The 22,602-nt window shown below is 65.8% G+C and carries 22 protein-coding genes; 11 read left to right on the top strand and 11 right to left on the bottom strand.

Annotated elements, in window-relative coordinates; all coding sequences use genetic code 11:
* From AC5RVB_RS15800 to AC5RVB_RS15775, 6 genes are all read left to right on the top strand, one after another.
* A partial coding sequence (locus tag AC5RVB_RS15800) for a bifunctional [glutamine synthetase] adenylyltransferase/[glutamine synthetase]-adenylyl-L-tyrosine phosphorylase (protein ID WP_494143106.1) occupies nucleotides 1–1,465 on the top strand: 1,465 nt, incomplete at its 5' end.
* A 149-nt stretch (nucleotides 1,466–1,614) separates the two neighbouring features.
* Nucleotides 1,615–3,036, top strand: a complete 1,422-nt coding sequence (locus tag AC5RVB_RS15795) for an amino acid ABC transporter substrate-binding protein/permease (protein ID WP_494143107.1) — start codon at nucleotides 1,615–1,617, stop codon at nucleotides 3,034–3,036.
* A complete protein-coding gene (locus tag AC5RVB_RS15790) occupies nucleotides 3,033–3,761 on the top strand; it encodes an amino acid ABC transporter ATP-binding protein (RefSeq protein WP_227902257.1) in 729 nt (242 codons plus the stop codon). Before AC5RVB_RS15795 ends, AC5RVB_RS15790 begins: the two co-directional genes overlap by 4 nt.
* Nucleotides 3,762–3,815: 54 nt before the next feature.
* Nucleotides 3,816–4,493 (top strand): NUDIX hydrolase, encoded by a 678-nt coding sequence (locus AC5RVB_RS15785; RefSeq protein WP_227902256.1) that lies wholly within the window; start codon nucleotides 3,816–3,818, stop codon nucleotides 4,491–4,493.
* 166 nt (nucleotides 4,494–4,659) lie between these two features.
* A complete protein-coding gene (locus AC5RVB_RS15780) occupies nucleotides 4,660–5,931 on the top strand; it encodes an FAD-binding protein (protein ID WP_494143105.1) in 1,272 nt (423 codons plus the stop codon).
* Nucleotides 5,932–5,967: 36 nt separating this feature from the next.
* Entirely contained in the window at nucleotides 5,968–6,333 is a 366-nt protein-coding gene (locus AC5RVB_RS15775) for an SdpI family protein (protein WP_227928036.1), read from the top strand.
* 92 nt (nucleotides 6,334–6,425) lie between these two features.
* Here AC5RVB_RS15775 and AC5RVB_RS15770 read toward each other — a convergent pair whose 3' ends face one another.
* The 6 genes from AC5RVB_RS15770 to AC5RVB_RS15745 all read right to left on the bottom strand — a co-directional run bounded on the left by AC5RVB_RS15770 (nucleotide 6,426) and on the right by AC5RVB_RS15745 (nucleotide 12,860).
* Entirely contained in the window at nucleotides 6,426–7,562 is a 1,137-nt protein-coding gene (locus AC5RVB_RS15770; RefSeq protein WP_494143104.1) for an alpha/beta hydrolase, read from the bottom strand.
* A 170-nt stretch (nucleotides 7,563–7,732) separates the two neighbouring features.
* Nucleotides 7,733–8,536 (bottom strand): ABC transporter ATP-binding protein, encoded by an 804-nt coding sequence (locus tag AC5RVB_RS15765; RefSeq protein WP_227902253.1) that lies wholly within the window; start codon nucleotides 8,534–8,536, stop codon nucleotides 7,733–7,735.
* A gap of 29 nt (nucleotides 8,537–8,565) precedes the next feature.
* Complete coding sequence (locus AC5RVB_RS15760) at nucleotides 8,566–9,585, bottom strand: FecCD family ABC transporter permease (RefSeq protein ID WP_227928035.1); 1,020 nt, start codon at nucleotides 9,583–9,585, stop codon at nucleotides 8,566–8,568.
* A gap of 26 nt (nucleotides 9,586–9,611) precedes the next feature.
* Nucleotides 9,612–10,619: a FecCD family ABC transporter permease gene (locus AC5RVB_RS15755; protein ID WP_227902251.1), complete on the bottom strand. Its 1,008-nt coding sequence runs from the start codon at nucleotides 10,617–10,619 to the stop codon at nucleotides 9,612–9,614.
* A gap of 12 nt (nucleotides 10,620–10,631) precedes the next feature.
* A complete protein-coding gene (fepB, locus tag AC5RVB_RS15750; protein WP_227902250.1) occupies nucleotides 10,632–11,711 on the bottom strand; it encodes a Fe2+-enterobactin ABC transporter substrate-binding protein in 1,080 nt (359 codons plus the stop codon).
* A 201-nt stretch (nucleotides 11,712–11,912) separates the two neighbouring features.
* On the bottom strand, nucleotides 11,913–12,860 hold the full coding sequence (locus AC5RVB_RS15745; RefSeq protein WP_227902279.1) for an alpha/beta hydrolase: 948 nt from the start codon (nucleotides 12,858–12,860) through the stop codon (nucleotides 11,913–11,915).
* A gap of 138 nt (nucleotides 12,861–12,998) precedes the next feature.
* Here AC5RVB_RS15745 and AC5RVB_RS15740 point away from each other — a divergent pair, with 138 nt between their 5' ends.
* Nucleotides 12,999–13,550, top strand: a complete 552-nt coding sequence (locus tag AC5RVB_RS15740; protein WP_494143103.1) for a dihydrofolate reductase family protein — start codon at nucleotides 12,999–13,001, stop codon at nucleotides 13,548–13,550.
* On the opposite strand, the gene AC5RVB_RS15735 is transcribed toward AC5RVB_RS15740, so the two are convergent.
* Nucleotides 13,525–14,205 carry an alpha/beta hydrolase family protein gene (locus tag AC5RVB_RS15735; RefSeq protein WP_494143102.1) on the bottom strand — a complete coding sequence of 227 codons (681 nt, stop codon included), beginning with the start codon at nucleotides 14,203–14,205 and terminating at the stop codon, nucleotides 13,525–13,527. The two genes, AC5RVB_RS15740 and AC5RVB_RS15735, sit on opposite strands and share 26 nt — an antisense overlap.
* 583 nt (nucleotides 14,206–14,788) lie before the next feature.
* Between AC5RVB_RS15735 and AC5RVB_RS15730 the strand changes: the two genes are divergently transcribed.
* On the top strand, nucleotides 14,789–15,442 hold the full coding sequence (locus AC5RVB_RS15730) for a hypothetical protein (RefSeq protein ID WP_494143101.1): 654 nt from the start codon (nucleotides 14,789–14,791) through the stop codon (nucleotides 15,440–15,442).
* Nucleotides 15,443–15,537: 95 nt separating this feature from the next.
* Here the strand turns inward: AC5RVB_RS15730 and glnA are convergent, their stop codons facing one another.
* Entirely contained in the window at nucleotides 15,538–16,962 is a 1,425-nt protein-coding gene (gene glnA, locus AC5RVB_RS15725; protein WP_227902244.1) for a type I glutamate--ammonia ligase, read from the bottom strand.
* Nucleotides 16,963–17,211: 249 nt separating this feature from the next.
* On the opposite strand from glnA, the gene AC5RVB_RS15720 reads away from it, so the two are divergent.
* Nucleotides 17,212–17,652 (top strand): RDD family protein, encoded by a 441-nt coding sequence (locus AC5RVB_RS15720; RefSeq protein WP_227902243.1) that lies wholly within the window; start codon nucleotides 17,212–17,214, stop codon nucleotides 17,650–17,652.
* A gap of 37 nt (nucleotides 17,653–17,689) precedes the next feature.
* Nucleotides 17,690–18,796 carry an NAD-dependent epimerase/dehydratase family protein gene (locus AC5RVB_RS15715; protein WP_494143100.1) on the top strand — a complete coding sequence of 369 codons (1,107 nt, stop codon included), beginning with the start codon at nucleotides 17,690–17,692 and terminating at the stop codon, nucleotides 18,794–18,796.
* On the opposite strand, the gene AC5RVB_RS15710 is transcribed toward AC5RVB_RS15715, so the two are convergent.
* The 3 genes from AC5RVB_RS15710 to lipB form a co-directional block, all read right to left on the bottom strand.
* Nucleotides 18,793–19,545 (bottom strand): DUF4191 domain-containing protein, encoded by a 753-nt coding sequence (locus AC5RVB_RS15710; RefSeq protein WP_227902241.1) that lies wholly within the window; start codon nucleotides 19,543–19,545, stop codon nucleotides 18,793–18,795. The genes AC5RVB_RS15715 and AC5RVB_RS15710 overlap by 4 nt on opposite strands.
* A gap of 160 nt (nucleotides 19,546–19,705) precedes the next feature.
* The gene (gene lipA, locus AC5RVB_RS15705) at nucleotides 19,706–20,710 is read right to left on the bottom strand and encodes a lipoyl synthase (RefSeq protein ID WP_227902240.1); all 1,005 of its coding nucleotides are present in this window, start codon (nucleotides 20,708–20,710) and stop codon (nucleotides 19,706–19,708) included.
* Entirely contained in the window at nucleotides 20,707–21,435 is a 729-nt protein-coding gene (gene lipB / locus AC5RVB_RS15700) for a lipoyl(octanoyl) transferase LipB (protein ID WP_227928029.1), read from the bottom strand. The genes lipA and lipB overlap by 4 nt, the downstream gene beginning before the upstream one ends.
* Nucleotides 21,436–21,558: 123 nt before the next feature.
* On the opposite strand from lipB, the gene AC5RVB_RS15695 reads away from it, so the two are divergent.
* The coding region (locus AC5RVB_RS15695) for a serine/threonine-protein kinase (protein WP_494143099.1) at nucleotides 21,559–22,602 on the top strand (1,044 nt) is incomplete at its 3' end.

Here is a 22,602-nt window from a genome sequence, read left to right as displayed (position 1 = left end):
GCTCGCGGCCCTGGGCTACGCGGACCCGCGCGGTGCCATGCGCCACATAGAGGCCCTGACGGTGGGCGTCAGCCGGCGGGCCGCACTGCAGCGCCAGCTGCTGCCGGTGCTGCTGGCATGGCTTGCCGACGGCGTGGACCCCGACGCCGGCCTGCTCGGCTTCCGGCGGCTCAGCGAGTCCCTGGGGGATACCCACTGGTACCTGGGGATGCTCCGCGATTCCTCGGCCGCGGGGGAGCGGCTGTGCTCCATTCTTTCCTCCAGCCGGTTCATCACCGACCTGCTGGAGGTTTCCCCTGAATCCACTGCCTGGCTCGGCTCCGACAAGGATCTGGTTCCGGTTCCCTTCGAGGCGCAGTGGCAGGAAATCCAGTCCAAGATGTCCCGCCATCCGCGCGCCGGTGAAGCAATGCGGCTGATCCGGCTGATCCGGCGCCGGGAGATGCTGCGCATCGCCATCGCTGACAGTGCCGGCCTGCTCAGCCAGCAGGAGGTCGGCCGGGCGCTGGCCGACGCGGACCGCGCCGCGGTGCTTGGCGCCCTGCATGTGGCAGAGGGCGAAGTATTTGCCGGCAGCGAAAAACTCACCGAACTGCTGGTGGTGGCCATGGGCAGGCAGGGCGGCCGGGAAATCGGCTACGGTTCGGACGCCGACGTGATGTACGTTCACCGTCCGCTGCCGGGTGCGGATCCGGCAGCCGCCCAGGCCCAGGCGGAGAAGATCGTAGCCCAGATATCCACGTTCCTGCAGCAGCCCTGCACCCCGGCGGTCCTTGCCGAACGCACTCTGGTTCTTGACGCGGGGCTGCGGCCTGAAGGCAGGCAGGGGCCGCTGGTGCGCAGCCTCGAGTCCTACCGGGGCTACTACGAGCGGTGGTCCCTGATCTGGGAGGCTCAGGCGCTGCTGCGGGCGCGTCCCATGGCCGGCAGCGATGCCCTGGCCAAGGATTTTATGGCCCTCATCGACCCGGTGCGCTACCCACAGGACGTCTCGCCAAAGGACATCCGGGAAGTCCGGCGGATCAAGGCCCGGGTGGAAGCCGAACGCCTGCCCCGTGGTGCGGATCCGTCCCGCCAGCTCAAGCTGGGACGCGGAGGCCTCAGCGACGTCGAGTGGCTGGTCCAGCTGCTCCAGCTGCAGCACGCCCATGCCATCCCCGAACTTCGGACCACGGCGACCCTGCCGGCCCTGGACGCCATCGAGGCGGCGGGGCTGCTTCCGGCCGCCGATGTGTCCATCCTGCGCCACGCCTGGCTGCTGGCCAGCAGGATCCGAAGCGCAAATGTTATCCGCGGCGGACGCAACCCCGATGTGCTCCCTGCCTCGCGGCGGGAACTGGACGCCGTGGCCCGCTGGTGCGGCTACGGTGCAGGTCAGGGCGGGGTTTTGGAGGAGGACTACCTGCGCGACACCCGGCATGCCCGGGCGGTTTTCGAACGGTATTTCTACGGCTACGGGACGTAGCTCACGTTTCCACGGGCCCCTCCGGTTCGTTGCATTGCCACTGCTCTAGGTAGTCTCTATGGGGGCATTTGCGGCGCCAGCCGCAGTGAAAGAGCTAGGAGACGTTTATTTTGCTTAGTGGCAAACGGGCTACAAAGGGGTTGGCCAGACTGGCCGCACCGCTGACCGCCTTCCTCGCAACCCTGGCTTTGCTGCTTGGGGTACCTGCGGCCGGGGCCTTCGCGGCGGACGGCGTGGAGGGTGAAACCTTCGTTATCGGAACCGACACCACGTTCGCGCCTTTCGAGTTCCGTGAAAACGGCGAACTCATCGGCATCGACATGGACCTGATCAACGCCATCGCGGAGGAGGAGGGTTTCGATGTTGAAATCCAGTCCCTTGGCTTTGATGCGGCGCTGCAGTCCCTGCAGTCCAACCAGGTGGACGGTGTTATTGCCGGGATGTCCATCACGGACGAGCGGCGGCAGGTGTTCGACTTCTCGGACCCGTACTTCGAGTCCGGCATCCAGATGGCCGTCGCCGAGAACAATGACGACGTCAAGTCCTACGAAGACCTGCGCGGCAAGCGTGTAGCCGTTAAGACCGGTACCGAAGGCCAGACCTTCGCGGAGTCCATCAAGGACGAGTACGGCTTCGAAGTGGTTGCCTTCGCCCAGTCCGCCCAGATGTACGACGACGTCAAGGCCGGCGGTTCGGTGGCGGTCTTCGATGACTACCCCGTGCTCGCCTACGGTGTGAAGTCCGGCAACGGGCTGAAGACGGTCACCGACAAGGAAGCCGGCAGCTCCTACGGATTCGCCGTGAACAAGGGCACCAACCCTGAGCTTCTCGCCGCTTTCAACGAGGGTTTGACCGAGCTGAAGGACAACGGGCAGTACCAGGACATCCTGGACACCTACCTTGAAGCCGGCGCCACGGACTCCAGCTTCTGGGCCCTGGTGACCGATAACGCCCCGGCGTTCGCCAAGGGCCTGGGCCTGACGCTGCTGGCCACCGCGCTCTCGCTGTTCTTCGCCCTGATCCTGGGCGTGTTCTTCGGGTTCCTGAAGGTCAGCAGCATCAAGGTACTGCGCGGCCTTGCCACCATTTACGTGAGCATCTTCCGCGGCACCCCGGTGCTGGTGCAGGCCTTCTTCTTCTACTTCGGCCTGCCGCAGATTATTGGCCAGCCCGTGGACGTGCTGACCGCCGGCGTGCTGACCCTGAGCCTGAATGCCGGCGCCTACATGACCGAAATTGTCCGCGGCGGCATCCAGTCCGTGGACCCCGGGCAGATGGAAGCGGCACGGAGCCTGGGCCTTGGCTACGGCAAGACCATGCAGAAGGTCATCATTCCGCAGGCCATCAAGATCATGACGCCGTCCTTCATTAACCAGTTCGTCATCACGCTCAAGGACACGTCCCTGCTGGCCGTCATCGGCTTCGCGGAGCTGACCTACCAGGGCCAGCAGGTCTACGCCGTGAACTTCCGCACCGCGGAGGTGCTGATCATTGTGGCCGCCCTGTACTTCATCGTCATTACGCTGCTGACCAAGCTGGCGGACGTCCTGGATAAGAGGTTCAACAAGTGAGCAAGATCCAAACCATCGGACTGCGGAAGTCCTACGGGTCCAACGAGGTCCTCAAGGGCCTGGACGTCAGCGTTGCCGAAGGGGAAGTGGTCTGCGTTATCGGCCCGTCCGGTTCCGGCAAGTCCACCTTCCTGCGGTGCCTGAACAAGCTGGAGGACATCAGCGGAGGAACGGTCAAGGTCAACGGTATTGACCTCACCGATCCGAAGGTGAACCTCAACGAGGTGCGCCAGCACATCGGTATGGTCTTCCAGCACTTCAACCTCTTCCCGCACATGACCGTGCTGGAGAACATCATGCTGGCGCCGGTGCAGCTCAAGAAGGCGTCAAAGGAAGAGGTCCGCAAGACCGCGCTGGCACTGCTGGACCGGGTTGGCCTGGCCGATAAGGCGCACGCACGCCCGGCCCAGCTCTCCGGCGGCCAGAAGCAGCGTGTGGCCATTGCCCGTGCCCTGGCCATGAAGCCTGACGTCATGCTCTTTGATGAAGCGACGTCGGCGCTGGACCCCGAGATGGTGGGCGAAGTGCTGCAGGTCATCCGCGACCTGGCGGAGCAGGGCATGACCATGGTGGTGGTTACGCATGAGATGGGCTTCGCCCGTGAAGTGGCCGACCGCGTGATCTTTATGGCGGATGGTTACATTGTGGAGGAAAACTCCCCGGAGCAGCTGTTCGGTGCCCCGCAGGCTCCGCGCCTGCAGGACTTCCTGGCCAAGGTCCTCTAGACCCGAAAGAGCCTCCCACCGGTGGCCGCCCCCGGATTTCGCTATGCTCAGGGCATGAGCGAACTTACCGGTACGGCGGCCACCGTTGTGCTTCTCCGGGACTCCGACGCCGGTCCCGAGGTGCTGCTGTTGGAGCGGCCGACGGCCGGATCCTTTGGCGGGGCCTGGGTGTTTCCCGGCGGCCGGGTGGATCCCGAAGACCGCCGGGACACGCCCTCCGAAGCAGAGGCGGCCCGGCTGGCAGGGGTTCGGGAAACCGCTGAAGAAACCGGACTGACCCTGCTTCCCGATGCGCTGGTGCCGCTGTCCTGCTGGATCCCGCCGGAGAACATCCCGCGCCGCTACCAGACGTGGTTCTTTGCCGCCGCCGCTCCCGAGGGCACGATCCGGCTGAACCCGGGGGAACTGCTCAACTACCTCTGGCTGACCCCGGAGAATGCCCTGGAGCGCCACCGCAACGGCCTGATGCAGCTGGTGACACCCACGTGGGTCACCCTGTACACCCTGTGCGGCGGGCCCAATGGTGCCGGGGCCGCCCTTGCCCAAATCGCGGACACCGTACCGGAGACCTTCCGGACCCGGCGGCTGGACGGATATGAACCGGCCACCGTGTTCGCCTGGGAGGGCGACGCGGAGTACGACGGCGCGGTATCCGGCGGCCCGGCACTTTCCCTCTCCCGCCACCGCCTCGTGATGGACGGGACGCACTGGCACTACGAGCGAACCCCCTGAGCCAGCGGACGGGGATGTCCGGCACCACGCCCACGCGCCGGCCCGGCTTGGTGTATCCACCACATAATGCGGGTCTGCAAGTTGTAGGCTGGCGGTCACCCTTCCGGATGACGCCCCGGCAGCTTCCAGTCCTGCTGCCGCGGCACCGGCCAGACTAAGGACGCCCATGCTCGAGGAACAGGTACGCGACAGGCTCAACTGGGCAGGTAATTATGAGTATGCGGCCCGGCAGATTGTGGTGCCGGCGTCGCTTGCCGAACTGCAGCAGACGGTGGCCGGTGCCCGGCAGGTCGGCGTCCTTGGCTCGCGGCACTCCTTCAACGGCATTGCCGATAGTGCCGGGACCCTGCTGTCGCTGGAGGCGCTGCCCCCGGGGATCGATCTCGACACGGATGCGCGCACCGTCACCGTCGGCGCCGCCGTCCGCTACGGGATACTTGCAGAGCACCTGCAGCGACGCGGTTTTGCCCTCCACAACCTGGCATCCCTGCCCCATATCTCGGTGGGCGGGGCCATCGCGACCGCCACCCACGGCTCCGGTAACGGCAACGGGAACCTCGCCACCGCCGTCGTCGGCCTGGAACTTGTCACTGCCGATGGCGAGGTTCGGACCGTACGAAAGGGCGACAGCGATTTCGAGGGTCTGGTGGTGGGCCTCGGTGCCCTCGGCGTGGTGCACCGTGTGACCCTGCGCGTTGAGCCGGCCTTCAACGTGCGCCAGGACGTCTTCACCGGGGTGGCGTGGGACGCGGTGCTGGCCGACTTCGACGCCGCCATGTCCGCTGCCTACAGTGTCAGTCTGTTCACTGACTGGACCGAAGGCAGCATTGGGCAGGCATGGCTCAAGAGCCGCATGGATGATGCACGGGGTGTGCCGGAGGTGTTCTACGGTGGGACCCCGGCGGACCGTGCGCTGCACCCGGTGCCGGGCGTGGCTGCGGATCACTGTACCCGGCAGCTCGGCGTTCCCGGCCCGTGGTCGGACCGGCTGGCGCACTTCCGCCTCGCCTTCACGCCCAGCAACGGCGACGAGCTGCAGTCGGAGTATCTCGTAGGACGTGAACACGCGGTTGCAGCGATTCAGGCGGTCCGCGCACTTGCGCCGAAGATCACGCCCCTGCTGCTGGTGTCCGAGGTGCGCTCGATGGCAGCCGACAGGCTGTGGCTCAGCAGCAACTACCACCGGGACGGAATTGGCCTGCACTTCACCTGGAAGCCGCAGCAGGCGGCGGTCGAGGCCGTCCTGCCGGACATCGAGGCCGCCCTGGCTCCGTTCTCGGCCCGTCCGCACTGGGGGAAACTGTTTACAGCGGGCGCCGCTGCGCTTGCACCGCTCTACCCCCGGTTCGACGATTTCAAGGCCCTGGCCGGACGCATGGACCCCGAGGGGAAGTTCCGCAATCCCTTCCTGGACCGGACGGTCTTCGGGACGGCCTGACGCTTCTCCGGGGAGCCGGCGGCTAGAGTACTGCACATGGGGATCACCGGGGTACTTTTGATAATCTGCGGCGCGGGGCTTTCCTGGGCGGCTGAAGCCACGGCGAGCGGCCGGATGGGCATCAACTCGCTGGTGGGTATCCGGGTGGGATACGTAACGGTGTCGGAGCCCGCCTGGCGCGCCGGGCACCGAGCTGCCCGCCCGCTGACTCATGCCGCTGCCGGCGTATTTGCCGCACTGGGAATTTTTGCGCTGGTTTTCTGTGGTGCTGAAAGCACTTCGGGCGCGGCCATCATCAGCGGTTCCCTGCTGGTTCTGGGCCTCATACTGGCGGCTGCGGTGAAGGCAAACCGGGCTGCCCGTGCGGTGGTCCTGGCTGCTTCGCCACACGGCCGGGCCTAGAGCGCACGGGAACGCTGCCGGGGAATGCAGCCGGGGTAACGGGTTCACGGCGACCCGGCGGCCGGCCAGCGCCGCACACATCAGCCGATGGGTCAGTTGCCGTCCTCCAGGACCTCCGCCAACCCGCGGATCAGCCAGGGAGACCACCAGGCCCAGTCGTGCCCTCCGGTGATGGATCGGAAACCGACGTCCGCTCCCGCCTCCCCAAGGACCTGCGCGAGGTGGGCGGCCGGCTCATGCACGGTGGACTCATATCGTCCGGCCTGCATGCGGATCCGGACCCGGTCTTTGACCGGCATCAGGTAGGCCGCAAGGTCATACCGCCACAACGACGGCGACTGGGCGAGCGCCTTGCCTATCAGGTCCGGGTAGCGGGCCACCTGCCACAGGGCCGCCAGTCCGCCGTAGCTGGCCCCTGAAACCACTGTGTCTTCGGCCCGCGGGCTCACCGGCAGCCTGCCGCGCAGGACCGGCAGGAGATCCCGCCCCAGGAAATCGACTGTGCCAACCGGCCCGGACAGTTCCCGGGACCGGGTTTCCACGTCTGCCGAATCGATCAGTGCCACACATACTGGCGGGAGCGCTCCGCAACGGATCGCAGAGTCAAGGGTCGCCTGCAGGTTCTGGTACCTGGCCCAGACCTGCCCGTCATGCAGCAGGACCAGCGGAAGGCCTTGGACGCTGCCGCCCGTGGCCGGCGGCGCATACAGCCAGACTTTCCGCATCCGTCCCGCAAGGGTATCCGGAACCCACAGCTCCTGAAGCCGTGGAACTGGCCCGGTATGGCCCGGCGTCGGTGCAGCAAGCCACGGTGCCGCGGGTGCCCCGGGTAACCGGAGCACCGACGTCGGTGTGCCGTCCATTGCCGCTCCAACGTGGGGATTCCGCGAATCCCTGCCCCCGGCGTTGGCAGCTATCCGGAGGGTGCGGCGGTCTGCGGCGGTCCGCCAGGGTACCGGCAGACCGGCCGGTGAGGACGTGATGCGGTAGCTCGCTTCCCAATCCTGCGGCATCCGCAGGGTCAAGGCCCATAGCCCGGCTCTGGTGGCGGCACTGCCGGATAGAGGAGTGAACTCCGTTGCTGCCGGGTTCCGGTGGTCCACCAGGGCATTGGCCGAGAGAATCACTGCCTCAGGGGGTGCACCGGGCCCATCCTCGCGATACAGGAATGTGGCGGCACGGAACTCCGGACAGCCCTGCGGGTCCGCTTCCACCAAGGGAAGTACCAACGTGTCCCAACGTGCAAGGAAATCCGCCTGTCCTGCAGCGCCCAACCGGCTCCACAAACGCTCGAAGTGTCCCTGCAGGACCTGAATCGGTGCCGGCTCAGGCGGAACGGGGACACGTGGATCGGGAAAACTGCTGGCTGCCGACTCGGTTGTATGCCTCGGTTCCCCACTCATCGCACCGCATCTTCAGGCTCGAGAGGCACCACCAGCGGCCCTCCGGTGGCCGGATCCGGGATGATCACGGCATCGATTCCGTAGATTTCCTTCATCAGTTTCGGCGTGGCGATCTGCTCCGGAGGGCCCTGCGCCAGCACGCGGCCGTCCTTCATGGCAATGATGTGGTCCGCAAACCGGAAGGCCAGGCTCAGTTCGTGAAGCACGGTGACCAGGGTGTAGTCGCCACTGCGGTGCAGATTCCGGCACAGGCGCAGTACGTCCAGCTGATGGGAAATGTCCAGGAACGTGGTGGGTTCATCCAGAAGCAGCACGGGGGTGTCCTGTGCCAGCACCAGGGCAAGCCAGACCCGTTGCCGTTGACCGCCGGAAAGCTCGCCTACGGTCCGGCCGGCCAGGTCCGTCACTCCGGTGGCAGCCATGGCCGCATCAACCGCCTGCCGGTCGGCGTCGGACCAAGGGCGCAACAGGCCCTGATGCGGGAACCGTCCCCGGGCCACCAGATCCGCTACGGTGATGCCGTCCGGCGCCGTGGACGACTGCGGCAGAAGCGCCAGCCGCCGGGCCACCTCCCGGGTGGGGTAGCCGGCGATGTCCTGTCCGTGCAGGAAGACCTGTCCGGCAACCGGCTTGAGGAGCCGTGAGAGGGCACGCAGCAGCGTGGACTTGCCGCATGCATTCGGCCCGATAATGGCAGTAAATGAACCGGGCGGAATGTTCACGTTCAGATACTCGGAGATGGTCCGGCCCTCGTAGCCCAGGGTGAGACCAGCGCCGGAGAGAACATGTTGAGCGGGCATAGCGCCTCTTTCGGTGGGAGTTCGCATAGTCAGACCTGCCTGCTGCGGGTCAGGAGCCAGAGCAGGTAGACGCCGCCCACCAGACCGGTCATCAGGCCGATTGGCAGCGCTGCGCGGACTGGCAGCTGCTGCGACAGCAGATCAGCGCCGGTCACGAGCACTGCACCCATCAGGGCCCCTGTGCCAATCGGAATGGCGGGGGAGCGGGTCAGCCTTGCGGCAAGCTGCGGTGCGGCCAGCGCCACAAAAGCAAGGGGGCCGACGGCGGCCGTCGCCACGGCGGTCAGGCCGACGGCCGCAGCCATCGACGTAATCCGCGTCTGTTCCACACGGACGCCCAAGGCGCGGGCAGCGTCGTCACCCATTTCCATCAGGGTGAGCGACCGTCCCAGGACGAGCAGGACCGGCAGCAGCAGGACCAATGCGCACAGGACCGGTACGGCGTGTTCCCAGGTCCGGGCGGCAAGGGATCCGGACAGCCACAGGTGTGCCTGGGCCGCAAGGTCCGCATCCCCCTTGGCCAGAAGGACCGAGTTCAGCGCCGAGAGCACGGCGCCTACACCTATGCCGATCAGGACCAGCCGGTACCCGCCGGTTAGTCCGCCCTGCAGGGACAATAAGTAGACCAGTGCCGCAGCGAGCAGGCCACCTCCCACTGCCCACAGTGCAGTGGCGGCAGCGCCGGCGTCGAACAGGATGATCTGGGCCACCGCACCGGTAGCCGCGCCGGTGGTGAAGCCGATGATGTCCGGTGATCCCAGGGCGTTGCGGGATACGGATTGGAAAACGGCACCGGCTGCGCCAAGACAGGCGCCCACAGCCAGGGCCGTCACCGCCCGGGGCAAGCGGATACGGTGCACCACCGCGGTGGTCCGCGGCTCCTCACTGAGGCCAAAAACTGCAGCAAGCACATCACTGAACGGCAGTGAAATGCTCCCGGTCTGCATGGCCGCGACACCCAGCATGGTGGCCGTGAAGGCCAGCAGCGTGCCGACGGCTGCCGTGCGGCTGCGGCCCAATGCCCTGCGCTGCCAACGGCGGCTTTTCACCGCCAGTGCCGTGCTTTTGGTTCCCCTCACAGCCTCGCCAGCTTCCGCCGCCGGGCGAGGGCGATAAAGAACGGTGCGCCCACCAGTGCGCTCATCACACCGGCACCGATTTCGTCCGGGGCGGCCACGAGCCGGCCCAGCACATCCGCACAGAGCAGCAGGACCGCCCCCAGCAGCATGGAAAAGGGCAGGAGTCGGCGATGGGCGGGTCCCACGATCAGCCGGGCGGTGTGGGGTGCAGCCAGACCCAGGAAGCCGATAGGTCCCGCTGCGGCTGTGGCGGCGCCGGCGAGTAAGAGGATGGCAGCGGTCCCGATGATCCAGGTGGTGCGCACGCGCACGCCCAGGCTCCGGCCCAGGTCTGCACCCAGGGACAGGGAGTCCAAGCTGCGGGCGGCCGGCAGTGCCATGGCCGCTGCGGCAGCGCCCGCGCCCAGAACCCAGGGCAGCACGTCATACCCGCGGCCCTGCAGCGAACCGGTGGCCCAGTTGGCGTAGGAACTGTAGGTTTCCTCGCTGCCAGACAGCAGGAGGATCGATGTAGCGGCGCCGAGCATAACCGACAGTCCCGCACCGGCTAGGACCAGGCGGACGGGGTTGGTGCCGGCGTCGTGCGCCCTGCCCAGCAGGTAGACCACGAGGGAGGTGGCAGCCGCTCCGGTGAAACCGAAGAACATGTACTCCTGGGGGCTGGTAGCCGAGAACATAGTCAGACCGGTTGCGACGGCGAATGCCGCGCCCGCGTTGACTCCCAGAATGCCCGGTTCGGCCAGCGGGTTCCTCGTTAGTGCCTGCATCAGTGCCCCTGCCAAGCCGAGGGCAGCACCCACTGCGACGGCCAGCAGGGTGCGCGGGAGGCGCAGTTCCCGCACCAGCAGGTGGGTGTTTTGGCTCGGATCAAAGCGGGCCATGGCTGCCCAGGTATCGGGGAGCGGAATAGGGCGGCTCCCCATGGTCAGGCTGGCGAAAGTGAGGAACAGGAGCAGGACCAGTCCTACGGCCCAGCCCTGCCCCTGACGGTGTTTGTGCTGCATGGTTGTGGTGGTTTACTTACCGAAAGTCTCCCCGAACCAGTCCACGATTTCAGTAGAGCTGTAGTAGTCCAGGCGGAATGAGGCCAAGCCCAGGGGATACACCTTGTTGTTAACGACTGCGGGGACGTTGGCCAGTGTGGGATCGGCCGTGAATGCGTCAACCTTCTTCTCGTCTGCGCTGATGAGGAAGGTGTAGCTGCCGGTCACGGACTCGGCCAGGCCCTCATAGGAGCTGAAAGAGAAATCCTCGCGCTTCTGGACCGAGGTGTCGTACTGTTCATCGGGTTCGGCGATGCGGAAGCCCAGTGTCTGCAGCAGCTGGGCGTGCGGGCCGGTGGTTTTCCCAACCGGGGACGGCCTGCCAGGGTTGTAGCTGACAATCGAGGCGGTGGCGCCCTCTTCAATGCGTAGGGTTTCAGCAGTTTCAGCCACCTTCGCATCGAACTCTTCGACGACGTCCGCTGCATCCTGTTCGTGTCCCGTTGCTTCGCCCAGCTCTTCGGCCAGGTCCTGCCAGGATTGGTCACCGTAGTTCACCACAACGGTGGGGGCAATGCCGCTGAGGGTCTCATATTGGTCCAGCACGGAGTCATTGCCGGACGTCGAGACAACAATCAGGTCCGGTTCCTGGGCAATAACCGCTTCAAGGTCAAATTCACCAACCGGGTACAGGGGCTCCACGTTGCGCTGGACGGCGACGTCGGCCCATTGGGTAAAGAAGCCGTTTTCATCCGCGGTGCCGCCCTTGGCGGGGGTAAAGGCCGTCGCCGTTACCGGGGCGTCGATGGCCAACAGTGTGCCGGTGACGGACAGGGTGGTGGAAACGATCCTCTCCGGCATCGCATCGATGGTTGTTTCGCCCGCCTCGTGGGTGACGGTGCGAGGCCACTCACCCGAGGCGCCGGTGCCCTCCAGCGGGGTCTCCGATTCGGCAGCGGTGGTGCAGGCAGCCAGGGAAAGGGAAAGAGCAGCCGAAGCGGCAAGGGCAATGCCCCTAGTGAATGTTCGCCGCGGGATGGACCCGGAGGAGTTATGGTTGCGGCGTTTCGCAAGCGGGGTGGGAAGACCTGTTTTGGGCAGGGCGAAGCTCAAAATGACTCCTAGGTGGGCTGCCCGTCCGGGGCGCTACGCTGCTCGCGGTGAAAGCAGCCGTTCCGTGAGGAGCTGGCGTTTCCGTGCTGGTGCGGTCCGGATGCTAGGCAGAAGTGGCTGGAGTTGCGGGAGTGCTCGCCGCAACAACAGTTAGCGTAACCTAAGTGCGCCCTAATTACGCAACATTACTGTGTCCTAATGCTAAGCGTTCTGCCGTACACCCTTTATCGATGCTCCTCGTCCGGAGATTCGCTTCGCACAGGTGCGCCGCGCACGGCCGAGTACCGCCAGGATCCGGTTCCGGGCAGCCCGGCCCTCCGGAACCGGAAGCAGCGGATACACGTGGACGCCGCCCTCCGCTATATGCAGGTTTACCCGGCACCCGCCCGCCAGCATTGCCTTCTCGAGGCGCAGGATGTCCGGGTACGGCAGATCGCTGGTGCCGGAAAACAGCTCAGTGGCCGGCAGTCCGGAGAAGCTGCCGTTCAGCGGACTAACCCGGGGATCATTCAGAGGGTCGCCGGCGGCCCACGCCTCCGCGGACACCCGAAGCCCGGTTCGGCTCAGCCAGGGATCACGCGCTTCCACTTCCGCAAGTTCCGGGTTCTGCATGGCCAGGTCCACCCAGGGAGAGAGCAGCACCAGCCGGCCCGGCGGCGGGAGGGACAGGCCGGCCAGTTGTTGCGCAAAGGCCAGGGCCAGTCCGCCCCCGGAGGAATCACCCATAAAGGCCACCGCACCCGGCGGGCACTCTGACAGGATTTTGCGGTACACGGCAGTAAGGAACGGCGTCGCATCCCGGTGGTTAAACTTCGGCGCCAAACCGTACAGCGGCACCTCCACGCGGTACCCAGCGGCGGCAAGACGGGCGATAAAACGCCAGTGCCAGCCGGTGATCGGGCTGGTGTAGGCCCCGCCGTGCAGATACATCACCACCGGTGCGGGGGAGGGCCGCGGGGTCCGCGGAAACACGGACCAGCAGGTGAAACCGTTGACCGTGCGTTCCTGAACTCCGTACCTGCCCCGCAGCCGACGCGGAGGAGGCGCCGGGTGCTTATCTGCGGCGAGCCGCTGCCGCGCACGCCGCACCGTTGCGGTCAGGGGTTTCCGGGTCAGCCGCAGATAGGGGACCAGAAGCCGCATGGGCACACTCGCCAATTGGACACCCTCCCTCGCAACGGAAAACCTGACCGAAGACTATGCGGGTATTCCGGTGATCTGCGCGCGGCACACCGGGGCACCTCCGCACCCGTTGACAGGGCTGGCCGGACCCCGGAACCTGTTGGCATGCGCAAGGTAACCTCAGCACTTTTCAGTTCGGTTGACGGCGTCGTGGAATCACCGAACCTTTGGCAGTTCGACCACTTCGACGAGGAGATGGGCCCGGCCATGGAAGCGGCGCTCTCCGGCATGGATACGGTGCTGATGGGCCGCTCCACCTACGAGCAGTGGGCCGATTACTGGCCGGACCCGGCGCACGACGACGAGTTCGGACTGTTCATCAATCCCGTCCGCAAATACGTGGCTTCCCGCACCCTCGAGGGACCGCTGGAATGGGAGAAGTCTTCCCTGATCGACGGGGATCTGGAGGATTTTGTCGCAGACCTCCGCACCACCGAAGGCGGCACCATCGGGGTCCAGGGCAGCATCTCGGTTGTCCGGCAACTGCTTTTTGCCGGCCTGCTGGATGAGCTCACCCTGATGGTGCATCCCGTGGTCGCCGGCAGCGGGCAGCGGCTCTTCCGGCCCGAAGACCCCACCACCCGGCTGGAGCTGAAAAACTCCCAGGTCACGTCCTCCGGCAATGCCCTGCTTACCTACGGCCTGCGTTCGGACTGAGGAGGACGAATTGAGCCGCCGGGTCCGCCAGCGCTGCACCGATCACCTCTGCCGGACGCTTCTGCCCCCGGACTTCAAAGGAATGGTTCCCGCCGTCGACGTACTGAATACGCGCATTCGTCCCGATCCGGCCGGCTATTGGTTCCAGTTCACCCGGCAGCGCAAACGGATCGCGGGTGCCCTGCAGGAACAGCATGGGCACGGTGATTCCGTACAGGTGTGCATCCCGCAGCTTTTCCGGTTTGCCCGGGGGATGCAGCGGATAGCCCAGGTACACCAGTCCGGCCGCCGGCATGCCATCGGCAACGGCCATGGAAGCCATCCGACCGCCGAACGATTTCCCACAGGCCCACACCGGCGTATCCCCGCTGCGGGTCAGCGCAGCCTCCATGGCTGTTCTCCACGTCTCAACAGCAACCGGTGCCTTGTCCGGGAACTTCCGGCCGGCCTCCCGGTAGGGAAAGTTGAACCGCAGGGTCGCCAGGCCGGCATGGTTCAGGGCATCCGAAAACCCGGTCAGGAACGGATGCTCCATGCCGGTGCCGGCTCCGTGCGCCACCACGACGACGGCGGCCGGCTCGGCGGGGCGTGAGAACTCTGCGGAGACCGTTGCCTCACCGACGCGAAGGGACAGCTGTTCGGACGTAACGGGCATGTGTTCAAACATACTGCAGTATCGGGGTGCCGCTCCTTGAGGGCATCCGCTGATCGCCTTAGACTGGGAAGTGGACAGGATCTGAAGGCCAGGCATGTAAATCACCTGATGCCGGCGCGAGTTTGAAGCGCAGTCTCTCCTGATCCCCGCGGTCCGCCTCGGGCGACGAACCGAATGATCACTCCGGCACTGAAGCCATACCACCTTGGAACCCACCGACTTTCGGTGTGCCCGGAGTTCCACCATGCCTCTTGAAGGGAGCATCAGCTATATGTTGAAGCACGTCGCTGTAACGCGTACCAGAACCACCAACTCACGATTGACCGCACAGATCGCTGCTATCGCTGCAGGATGTGCGCTGGTTGCCGGGGGAGTATCAGCAGCCGAAATCGCGATGCTGAACGCAGCACCGGCCCCTGGCCCGGTTGTCGCCGAAGCCAACGCCTAGCAGCGAAAAGAAAGTCTCCGCCGTCGTTCCCGTTCGAGGGAATGGCGGCGTTTTTGCGTCCGGGGCGGGTTGGGCGGGCGCTGTACCGCCTCCATAGAATGGAGAACCCATCATTTCAATTTCCGCAGGAGCACCGTGCCCAGAGGCAAACACCATCCGCCGCGCCCCAAGCCCGCCAACAGCGAGGGCATGCTTATTGCCAATGACCTGAAGAAGGAACGCGGCTGGACCGACGGGCAGATCAAGACCTTCCTGCCGGAACCGGACAAAACCGCCCGTAATCCGTTCTCCCGCAAGGCCGCGCCCATGAAGCTGTATTCCCTCGAGCGGGTGGAAGCCATCGAGGCGACGCCGGAGTACCGCAGGGCCCGCGAAGCTTCCCGGAACCGGCAGCTGGCGGCCCGCGAACGTGCCCTGGTGAAGAAGAAGGCGGCCGTCGCCGTCGCCGAATCCCTGGACCTGCGAATTACTCCCGAGCCGTGGGACGCCGTCCTGCAGAAGGCGATAGCCCACTTCAACGGCCGGCTGCGCGGCAAACAGTCACCGGCCGGCCTCTCGACCGCACCGTCGCGGCTGAACCGGCTCACTGTGAACTACCTCCGCCACCAGCAGACCTCCTACGAAGAGGAACTGAAGGAGTTTAAAGGCGTGGTGGGCGTCGGTGAGGCCTATCTGGTGGTCCGTAACCGGATCCTGGACCTGATTGCAGACACCTACCCGCAGCTGAAAGCCGAATGTGAACGGCAGAAGTTCGATGCGCCGGAGCTGCCCGACGGCGTGACACTGTAGGTGCCGGACTCGCCAACGCATCCGGACGGCGGCAGGGCCGCACCTTCAGAAAGAAGGTGCGGCCCTGCCGGTGAGGTCCTGGAAGCCGTAAGGGCCTAGACGCCGTAGTAGAGCTCGAACTCGAACGGGTTCGGGCGCATGGCCAGCGGCAGGATTTCGAACTCGCGCTTGTACGCGATCCAGCTGTCGATCATGTCCTGGGTGAACACGCCGCCTGCCTGGAGGAACTCGTTGTCGTTTTCCAGGGCAACGAGAGCCTCTTCGAGGGAGCCCGGAGCCTTCTGGATGTGCTGTGCCTCTTCGGGCGGCAGCTCGTAAAGGTCCTTGTCGATCGGGTCGGCAGGCTCAATGCGGTTCTTGATGCCGTCCAGGCCGGCCATCAGCTGGGCGGAGAACGCCAGGTACGGGTTGGAGGAGGGATCCGGTGCACGGAATTCGAGGCGCTTGGCCTTCGGGTTGGAACCGGTGATCGGAATGCGGATGGCAGCCGAGCGGTTGCCCTGCGAGTAGACCATGTTCACCGGAGCCTCGAAGCCCTTGACCAGGCGGCGGTAGGAGTTCACCGTCGGGTTGGTGAAGGCCAGCACGGCGGAGGCGTGCTTGAGCAGGCCGCCAATGTACCAGCGGGCCAGGTCCGAAAGGCCGGCGTAGCCCTTCTCGTCATAGAACAGCGGCTCGCCCCCGTTCCACAGCGACTGGTGGCAGTGCATGCCCGAACCGTTGTCACCGAAGATCGGTTTCGGCATAAAGGTGGCGGACTTGCCCCAGGCGTCGGCAACGTTCTTCACGATGTACTTGAACTTCTGCAGGTCATCCGCAGCGTGGGTCAGGGTGGTGAACTTGTAGTTGATCTCGGCCTGGCCGGCGCCGCCGACCTCGTGGTGGGCGCGCTCAACTTCGAGGCCCACATTGTCCAGCTCAACGCTGATGGCGTCGCGCAGGTCAGCCTGCTTGTCCACCGGCGCCACGGGGAAGTAGCCGCCCTTGTACGGGGTCTTGTTGCCCAGGTTGCCGCCCTCTTCCTCGCGGCCGCTGTTCCACGGGGCTTCGATCGAGTCCACCTTGTAGAAGCTTCCCTTGGGGGAGGACTCGTACTGGACGTTGTCGAAGATGTAGAACTCGGCCTCGGAGCCGAAGAAGGCCGTGTCGGCGATGCCGGTGGAGGCCAGGTATGCCTCGGCACGCTCGGCCACGCCGCGGGGATCGCGGTGGTACGGCTCGCCGGTGCGGGGGTTCACGATGGAGAAGTTAAGCGCCAGCGTCTTCTCCATGCGGAAGGGATCGATGAACGCCGTGGTGACGTCCGGGATCAGCTGCATGTCGGACTCGGCGATGCCCTGGAAGCCGCGGATGGATGAGCCGTCGAACAGCTGACCGTTGACGAAGAAATCGGCATCGACGGTTTTGGCCGGCACGTTGAAGTGCTGCTGCACTCCGGGAACGTCGGTGAATCGGATGTCGACGAACTTCACTTGCTCGTCAGCGATGAACTTGAGGACCTCGTCCGCGTTCTTGAACATCGTTTCTGTGCTCCTATACAACTGTTTGGGTGGAAGACCTCGGGCTGCCCCGACCCGGCTGGAGCCGGGTCTCGCGTCCGTCCGGCGCGACACCTTGACCCTAACCGGGCCCGGTTTCCCGGCGGTGACACGTGTGTTTCCGGCACGTTACGCAGTCGATGGTCTCTCTCCTACCCTATCCGCAACCACTAAGGGTGGTGATAATGGGGGGGTTTATTTCCCTTCTGCAGGTCCGGGTAGTCTTTAAGGGTGGTCGATAGAAGCGATTTAGGTTCCTGGCTGGAAGGCCCTCCCTCCGATGAGAGCACCTGGCCCGGCAAGCGCCTCGGCCGGCCCAAAACGGGCCCCGGTTCGATAGCGCGGGTTGGCCCGCGCCTGGGCGCGCTGCTCATCGACTGGGCCGTTGCCTCGCTGATTGCCTACTGGCTGTTCGGCGGCGATGACTTTGCGATCCTGGCCGTCTTCGCGGCCGAGCAGATCGTGATGATCGGAATCCTTGGCTACAGCATCGGGCATCGCGTCTTCAGCCTGCAGGTACAGAAAATGAACGGGCTGCCGGCCGGTATTCCCGCTGCCATTGTGCGCGCAGTGCTGTTGTGCCTGGTGATTCCGCCTGTTGTGTTCGACGCCGACCAGCGCGGCCTGCACGACCGCGCCATGGGCACGGTCCTGGTGAAGGTTAAATACTAGGGTTTGCTTTCCCTGCCCTTTCGGGCAGGCTCGGTGCATGAAGCTGCTTATTCTTGGCGGTACCGCCTGGCTGGGATACCACACTGCGCAGGCGGCTGCCGCCGGGGGACACCTGGTGACGTGCGCTGCGCGCGGCACATCGGGGACCCCGCCGTCGGGCATCAGGTTCCATCAAACGGACCGGGATGCCGACGACGGCCTGGCGGGGCTGGCCACCGAACACTGGGATGCGGTGATCGATGTGTCCCGCCAGCCCGGACAGGTCCGGCGGGCCGTCCGGGATCTGTCCGCGGTGAGTGATTTCTACCTGTTTGTCTCCACCGGCAACGTCTATGCCGGACAAAGCAGGCACGGGCAGGATGAAGACGCTCGGCTGCTGGCACCGCTGGCATCCGACGTCATGGAAACCATGGAGAGCTACGGCCCGGCGAAGGCGGCCTGCGAGCAGGCGGTAACCTCCGGGTTCGGCGTATCGAACCGGGCGATCGTGCGGTCCGGGCTGATTGGAGGCCCCGGCGACACATCCGGCCGCAGCGGATACTGGCCGCTGCGCTTCGCGCATCCCGCCGACGCCGGCGGCAGGGTCCTGGTACCCGACGCCGGCAAACAGCCCACGCAGCTCATCGACGTCCGCGACCTCGCCCAATGGCTGGTGGAGCTGGCCCGTGAACAAAAGCCGGGGGTCTTCAACGCAGGCGGGGAACAGATGCCGCTCGGGCGCCATCTTGAAACGGCCGCCGCCGTTGCACAGGAGGCCGCAGCAGGGAACGAGGCGGCGGCGTCCGTGCCGGCGCAGGAAGCATGGCTCCTTGGACAGGGGGTTCATGAATGGTCCGGACCCCGCTCGCTGCCGCTATGGCTGGCTGACCCGCAGTGGCACGGGATGAATGCGCGGTCGAACCTGCGCGCGGCGCAGGCGGGTCTTAGCCTGCGCCCCCTGGCCGAAACCCTGGCCGACACACTCGCCTGGGAGGAAGCGGCCGGCGTCGACCGTCCCCGCGGTGCCGGCCTTACCCGCGAGGAAGAGCAGGAGCTGCTGGGCCGGCTCGATGAGGCAGCCGCGCTGGCTGACACAAAGGGAAAAACGAGGCAGGGCAAAACAAAAGGGCCCCTCGAAAGGAGCCCTTCTGCAGAAAACGGCTAACGTCCGCGGGTGGCCTTGCGGTCCGGACGGGCGCGGTACGGGTCAATGCCCTTGGGGATCGGCAGCCGGGTACCCAGTGCGGACAGGCGCTTATTGACCGCGGCAACTTCCTGCTTGGTCAGTTCCTTGGGGAGTTTCTTTGCCGTGGTGGCTACCTTCGCCAGCGGAACCTGGCCCTCGCCGCGGCCGGTCTGGATGATGTGGACCGGAACCTTGGGGGCAATGCGGTTCATCCGGCGGCGTTCGCCGTCGGCCAGTGCCCGGGCACGTGCGGGGGCTCCTTCGGTCACCAGGATGATGCCGGGACGGCCGATGGCGCGGAACACGGCTTCCTGGGTGCGCGGATTCACGGCAACCGGCTGTTCCTCCAGGATCCAGCCGCGGCGCAGCACGCTCAGGGCGGCGCCGGATGCCCCGGGCTGGCCTTCGATCTGTGAGAAAGCGGCCCGCTCAGCACGGCGGGAGAGGATGAACATGGCTGCCAGCAGGCCGATCGGGATGGCAACGATCAGCATGGTGATCCAGTTGTCAATCAGCAGGCCGATCAGCAGCCCCACGGCAATGATGCCGAAGAACGCGCCCACCATCAGCCAGACGACGTTCGGATCATTCCGCCGCGTCATCCTGAAGACTTCGGCGATCTGCTTTAGGCGCCCTTGCTTTTTGGGCTTCTTTTCCCCCTTCGGCTTGCGGGAGAAGAGACCCTTGCGGGCGCTCTGGGGTGCGTCGGGATCAGTGCTTTTGGCCATAGTGAGTCAATTCTACGTGATGCGGGCGTGCGGTGAGGAAGGCGCTCCGGTTGTGACGGCGCCCCGTTCGCGTGCGGGACTGGGGGACTGGGGGACTGCGGGCATGGGGCATGCCGGGACGCCCGGCCCGTTCAGGGGCTGCCGGCTGCTGCCGGACGGATCAGCCGCGGGCGAGGATGGACGAGGCTTCCTGCAGCGTACTGCCGGAATCCTCGATGTGCGCCAGCTGCGGAGGCAGTTCCCGGCCCTTGCGGCGCATGGCGGTGGCCCACAGACGGCCGGCACGGTAGGAGGAACGGACCAGGGGTCCGCTCATCACACCCAGGAAACCCAGTTCCTCGGCCTCGGTGCTGATGTCCACGAACTCCTGCGGCTTGACCCACCGGTCAACCGGCAGGTGCCGTTCGCTGGGCCGCAGGTACTGCGTGATGGTGATCAGGTCGCAGCCGGCGTCGCGCAGGTCCTTCAGTGCACCGGACACCTCTTCACGTGTCTCACCCATACCGAGGATCAGGTTGGACTTGGTGACCATGCCCATGTTCTGTCCCTGGGTGATGACATCAAGGGAGCGCTCGTACCGGAAGGCAGGCCGGATCCGCTTAAACAGGCGGGGAACCGTTTCCACGTTGTGCGCGAAAACCTCGGGCTGCGCTTCACAGATGTCGATAATGTGCTCGACCTTCCCGGAAAAATCGGGAATGAGGATTTCGACGCCGGTGCCGGGGTTCAGCTCATGGATCTTCCTGATGGTCTCGGCGTAGAGCCAGACACCCTCATCCTCAAGGTCGTCGCGGGCCACGCCGGTGACGGTGGCGTAGCGCAGGTTCATCTGCTGGACCGAACGGGCCACCTTGGTGGGTTCCAGCCGGTCAAGCGGGGACGGTTTGCCGGTGTCGATCTGGCAGAAGTCGCACCGCCGCGTGCACTCCGAGCCGCCAATCAGGAACGTGGCTTCGCGGTCTTCCCAGCATTCAAAGATGTTGGGGCAGCCGGCCTCTTCGCAGACCGTGTGCAGGCCTTCTTTCTTCACCTGCTTTTTCAGCTCCACGAACTCAGGCCCCATGTTCACTTTGGCCTTGATCCACTCAGGCTTGCGTTCCACGGGAACGGCTGCATTGCGCTGTTCGATGCGCAGCAGGCGTCGTCCTTCAGGGGCGAGGGTCACAGCAGGGCTCCTTTCGGCCGGCTGGCGGCAGGGATGGCGCCGGAGCCGGGGGTGATTTTCACGGTGGTGGTGCCGGTCAGGTCTGCTTCCCGGGCGGTGAGCTCTTCCTCCACCCGGGCGACGACGTCGGCCGGCGTAACCGTCCGGCCGGTCTCTGCGCTGATGGAGGTGGTGCCGGCGTCGGTAATCCCGCAGGCGATGATCTGGCTGTAGGGGGCGAGGTCGTTGCTGCAGTTCAGGGAGAAGCCGTGCATGGTGACTCCGTGGTCCACCCGGATGCCCACGGCGGCTATCTTCCGGTCCGGGACGCCGAACGGCTGCCCGTCCCCTGGGAGCCAGACACCGGAGCGCCCCTCGATGCGGGTTCCGGCCAGCCCGTAGTCGCGCAGTACAGCGATCACTGCAGCCTCCAGTGCGTCTACATAAGCCCTGATGTGGGCCGGATCAGCCAGCTTGAGGATGGGGTAGCCCACCAGCTGTCCCGGCCCGTGCCACGTGAGCTTTCCGCCGCGGTCCACATTGACCACGGGTGTCCCGTCGAAGGGACGCTCATGCGGCTCGGTGCGGCGTCCTGCCGTGTACACCGGATGATGCTCCAGGAGCAGGACTCTGTTGGGTGCATTGTCCTCAAGAACTGCCCGGTGAAGCTGCCGCTGGAGGTCCCAGCCTGCCAAATAATCCACGTAGTGCGGAGCCAGGCCTACGCGGGTGAACTCCAAAGCCATGGGGCTAGCCTAATCCCCCTGCGACGTAATGTGGACCACACTCTGACAGGCCGTCCGGCGGGGTGCCGACTACCTTGTGGATAACCGGTCCTGCAGGACAATGGCGTTCCAGACTGGGGTGCCATGGAGAACAGAGCGGAAACCGCAGCAGAGGGCACCGGGGCAGGGAACATCGGTATGGGGGACACCGGTGCGGGGAACGCCGGAGCGGGTGACGCCGGAGTGCGAAACACCGCAGCCCGGGGTACGGAACAGGACGCCCGGGAGGCGGCCGGACCGGCACCGGTGTTGCCGGGCTATACCGCAGTCCGGTTGCTGGGGGTGGGCGGCAGCGGGGCAGTCTGGCTGGTTCGCAATGACGCCGGAGAGCCGTTTGCGCTCAAGGTTGTCCGGGGCGCAGGAGACCGGCCGCCGAATGCCTTTGAGCTTCGGAGGGAAGCGAACGTCCTGGCGCGTCTGGAGCACCCGAACCTGCTGCAGCTGCACGCGGTTGCGGAAACGGACCGGGGGGCCGGGTTGCTCAGCACCTATGCGCCGGGAGGCAGCGTCGCGGCACTCGTGGCCGCCCGGGGCCCGGTGGCTCCCGGCGAGGCAGTGAGCATACTTGTTGGCCTGGCCGCTGCGCTTGGCTACCTGCACGCACGGGGAGCAGCCCACGGAGACATTTCACCGGGCAACATCCTTTTCGCCGCCGACGGCAAACCGCTGCTGGGGGATTTCGGGCAGGCACGGCTGTTGGGGGCACCGGGGGAGGAACGGCTCGGCACCCCCGGCTATGAGCCGCCGGAGAACACCGGAAACCGGGGCGCAAGGCTGGGCACCGCGGGGGATATTTTTGCGCTCTCGGCCGTGGGCTGGTTCCTCCTCACCGGAAAGGCTCCGCCGCCTTCCCGGGAACGCCCGCCGCTGTCCATCCTGGTGCCCGGTGTGGGGAGGTTGCTGCCGGCCCTGCTGGAAGCGGGACTCCACGAGGAACCGGACCAGCGGCCGTCCGCAGACGAATTTGCCGCAGCTGCCTACCGCAGCACGCCGGCCCTGCCCGTGGACCTGGCGGCATCAGTGCACCCGGAGGTCCTGCCGGAACTGCTGACCCGGCGGACCCGCTCGGCAACCGGGCAGGAAAGACGCAGGTTCGGCCTGAGACGGGCCGGCACGAACAGGCGCGCC

This window comes from Arthrobacter sp. Y3225209 (assembly GCF_059090685.1).
The sequence above is the reverse complement of the archived record's forward strand: the minus strand, read 5'-3'. Positions and strand labels throughout refer to the sequence as shown.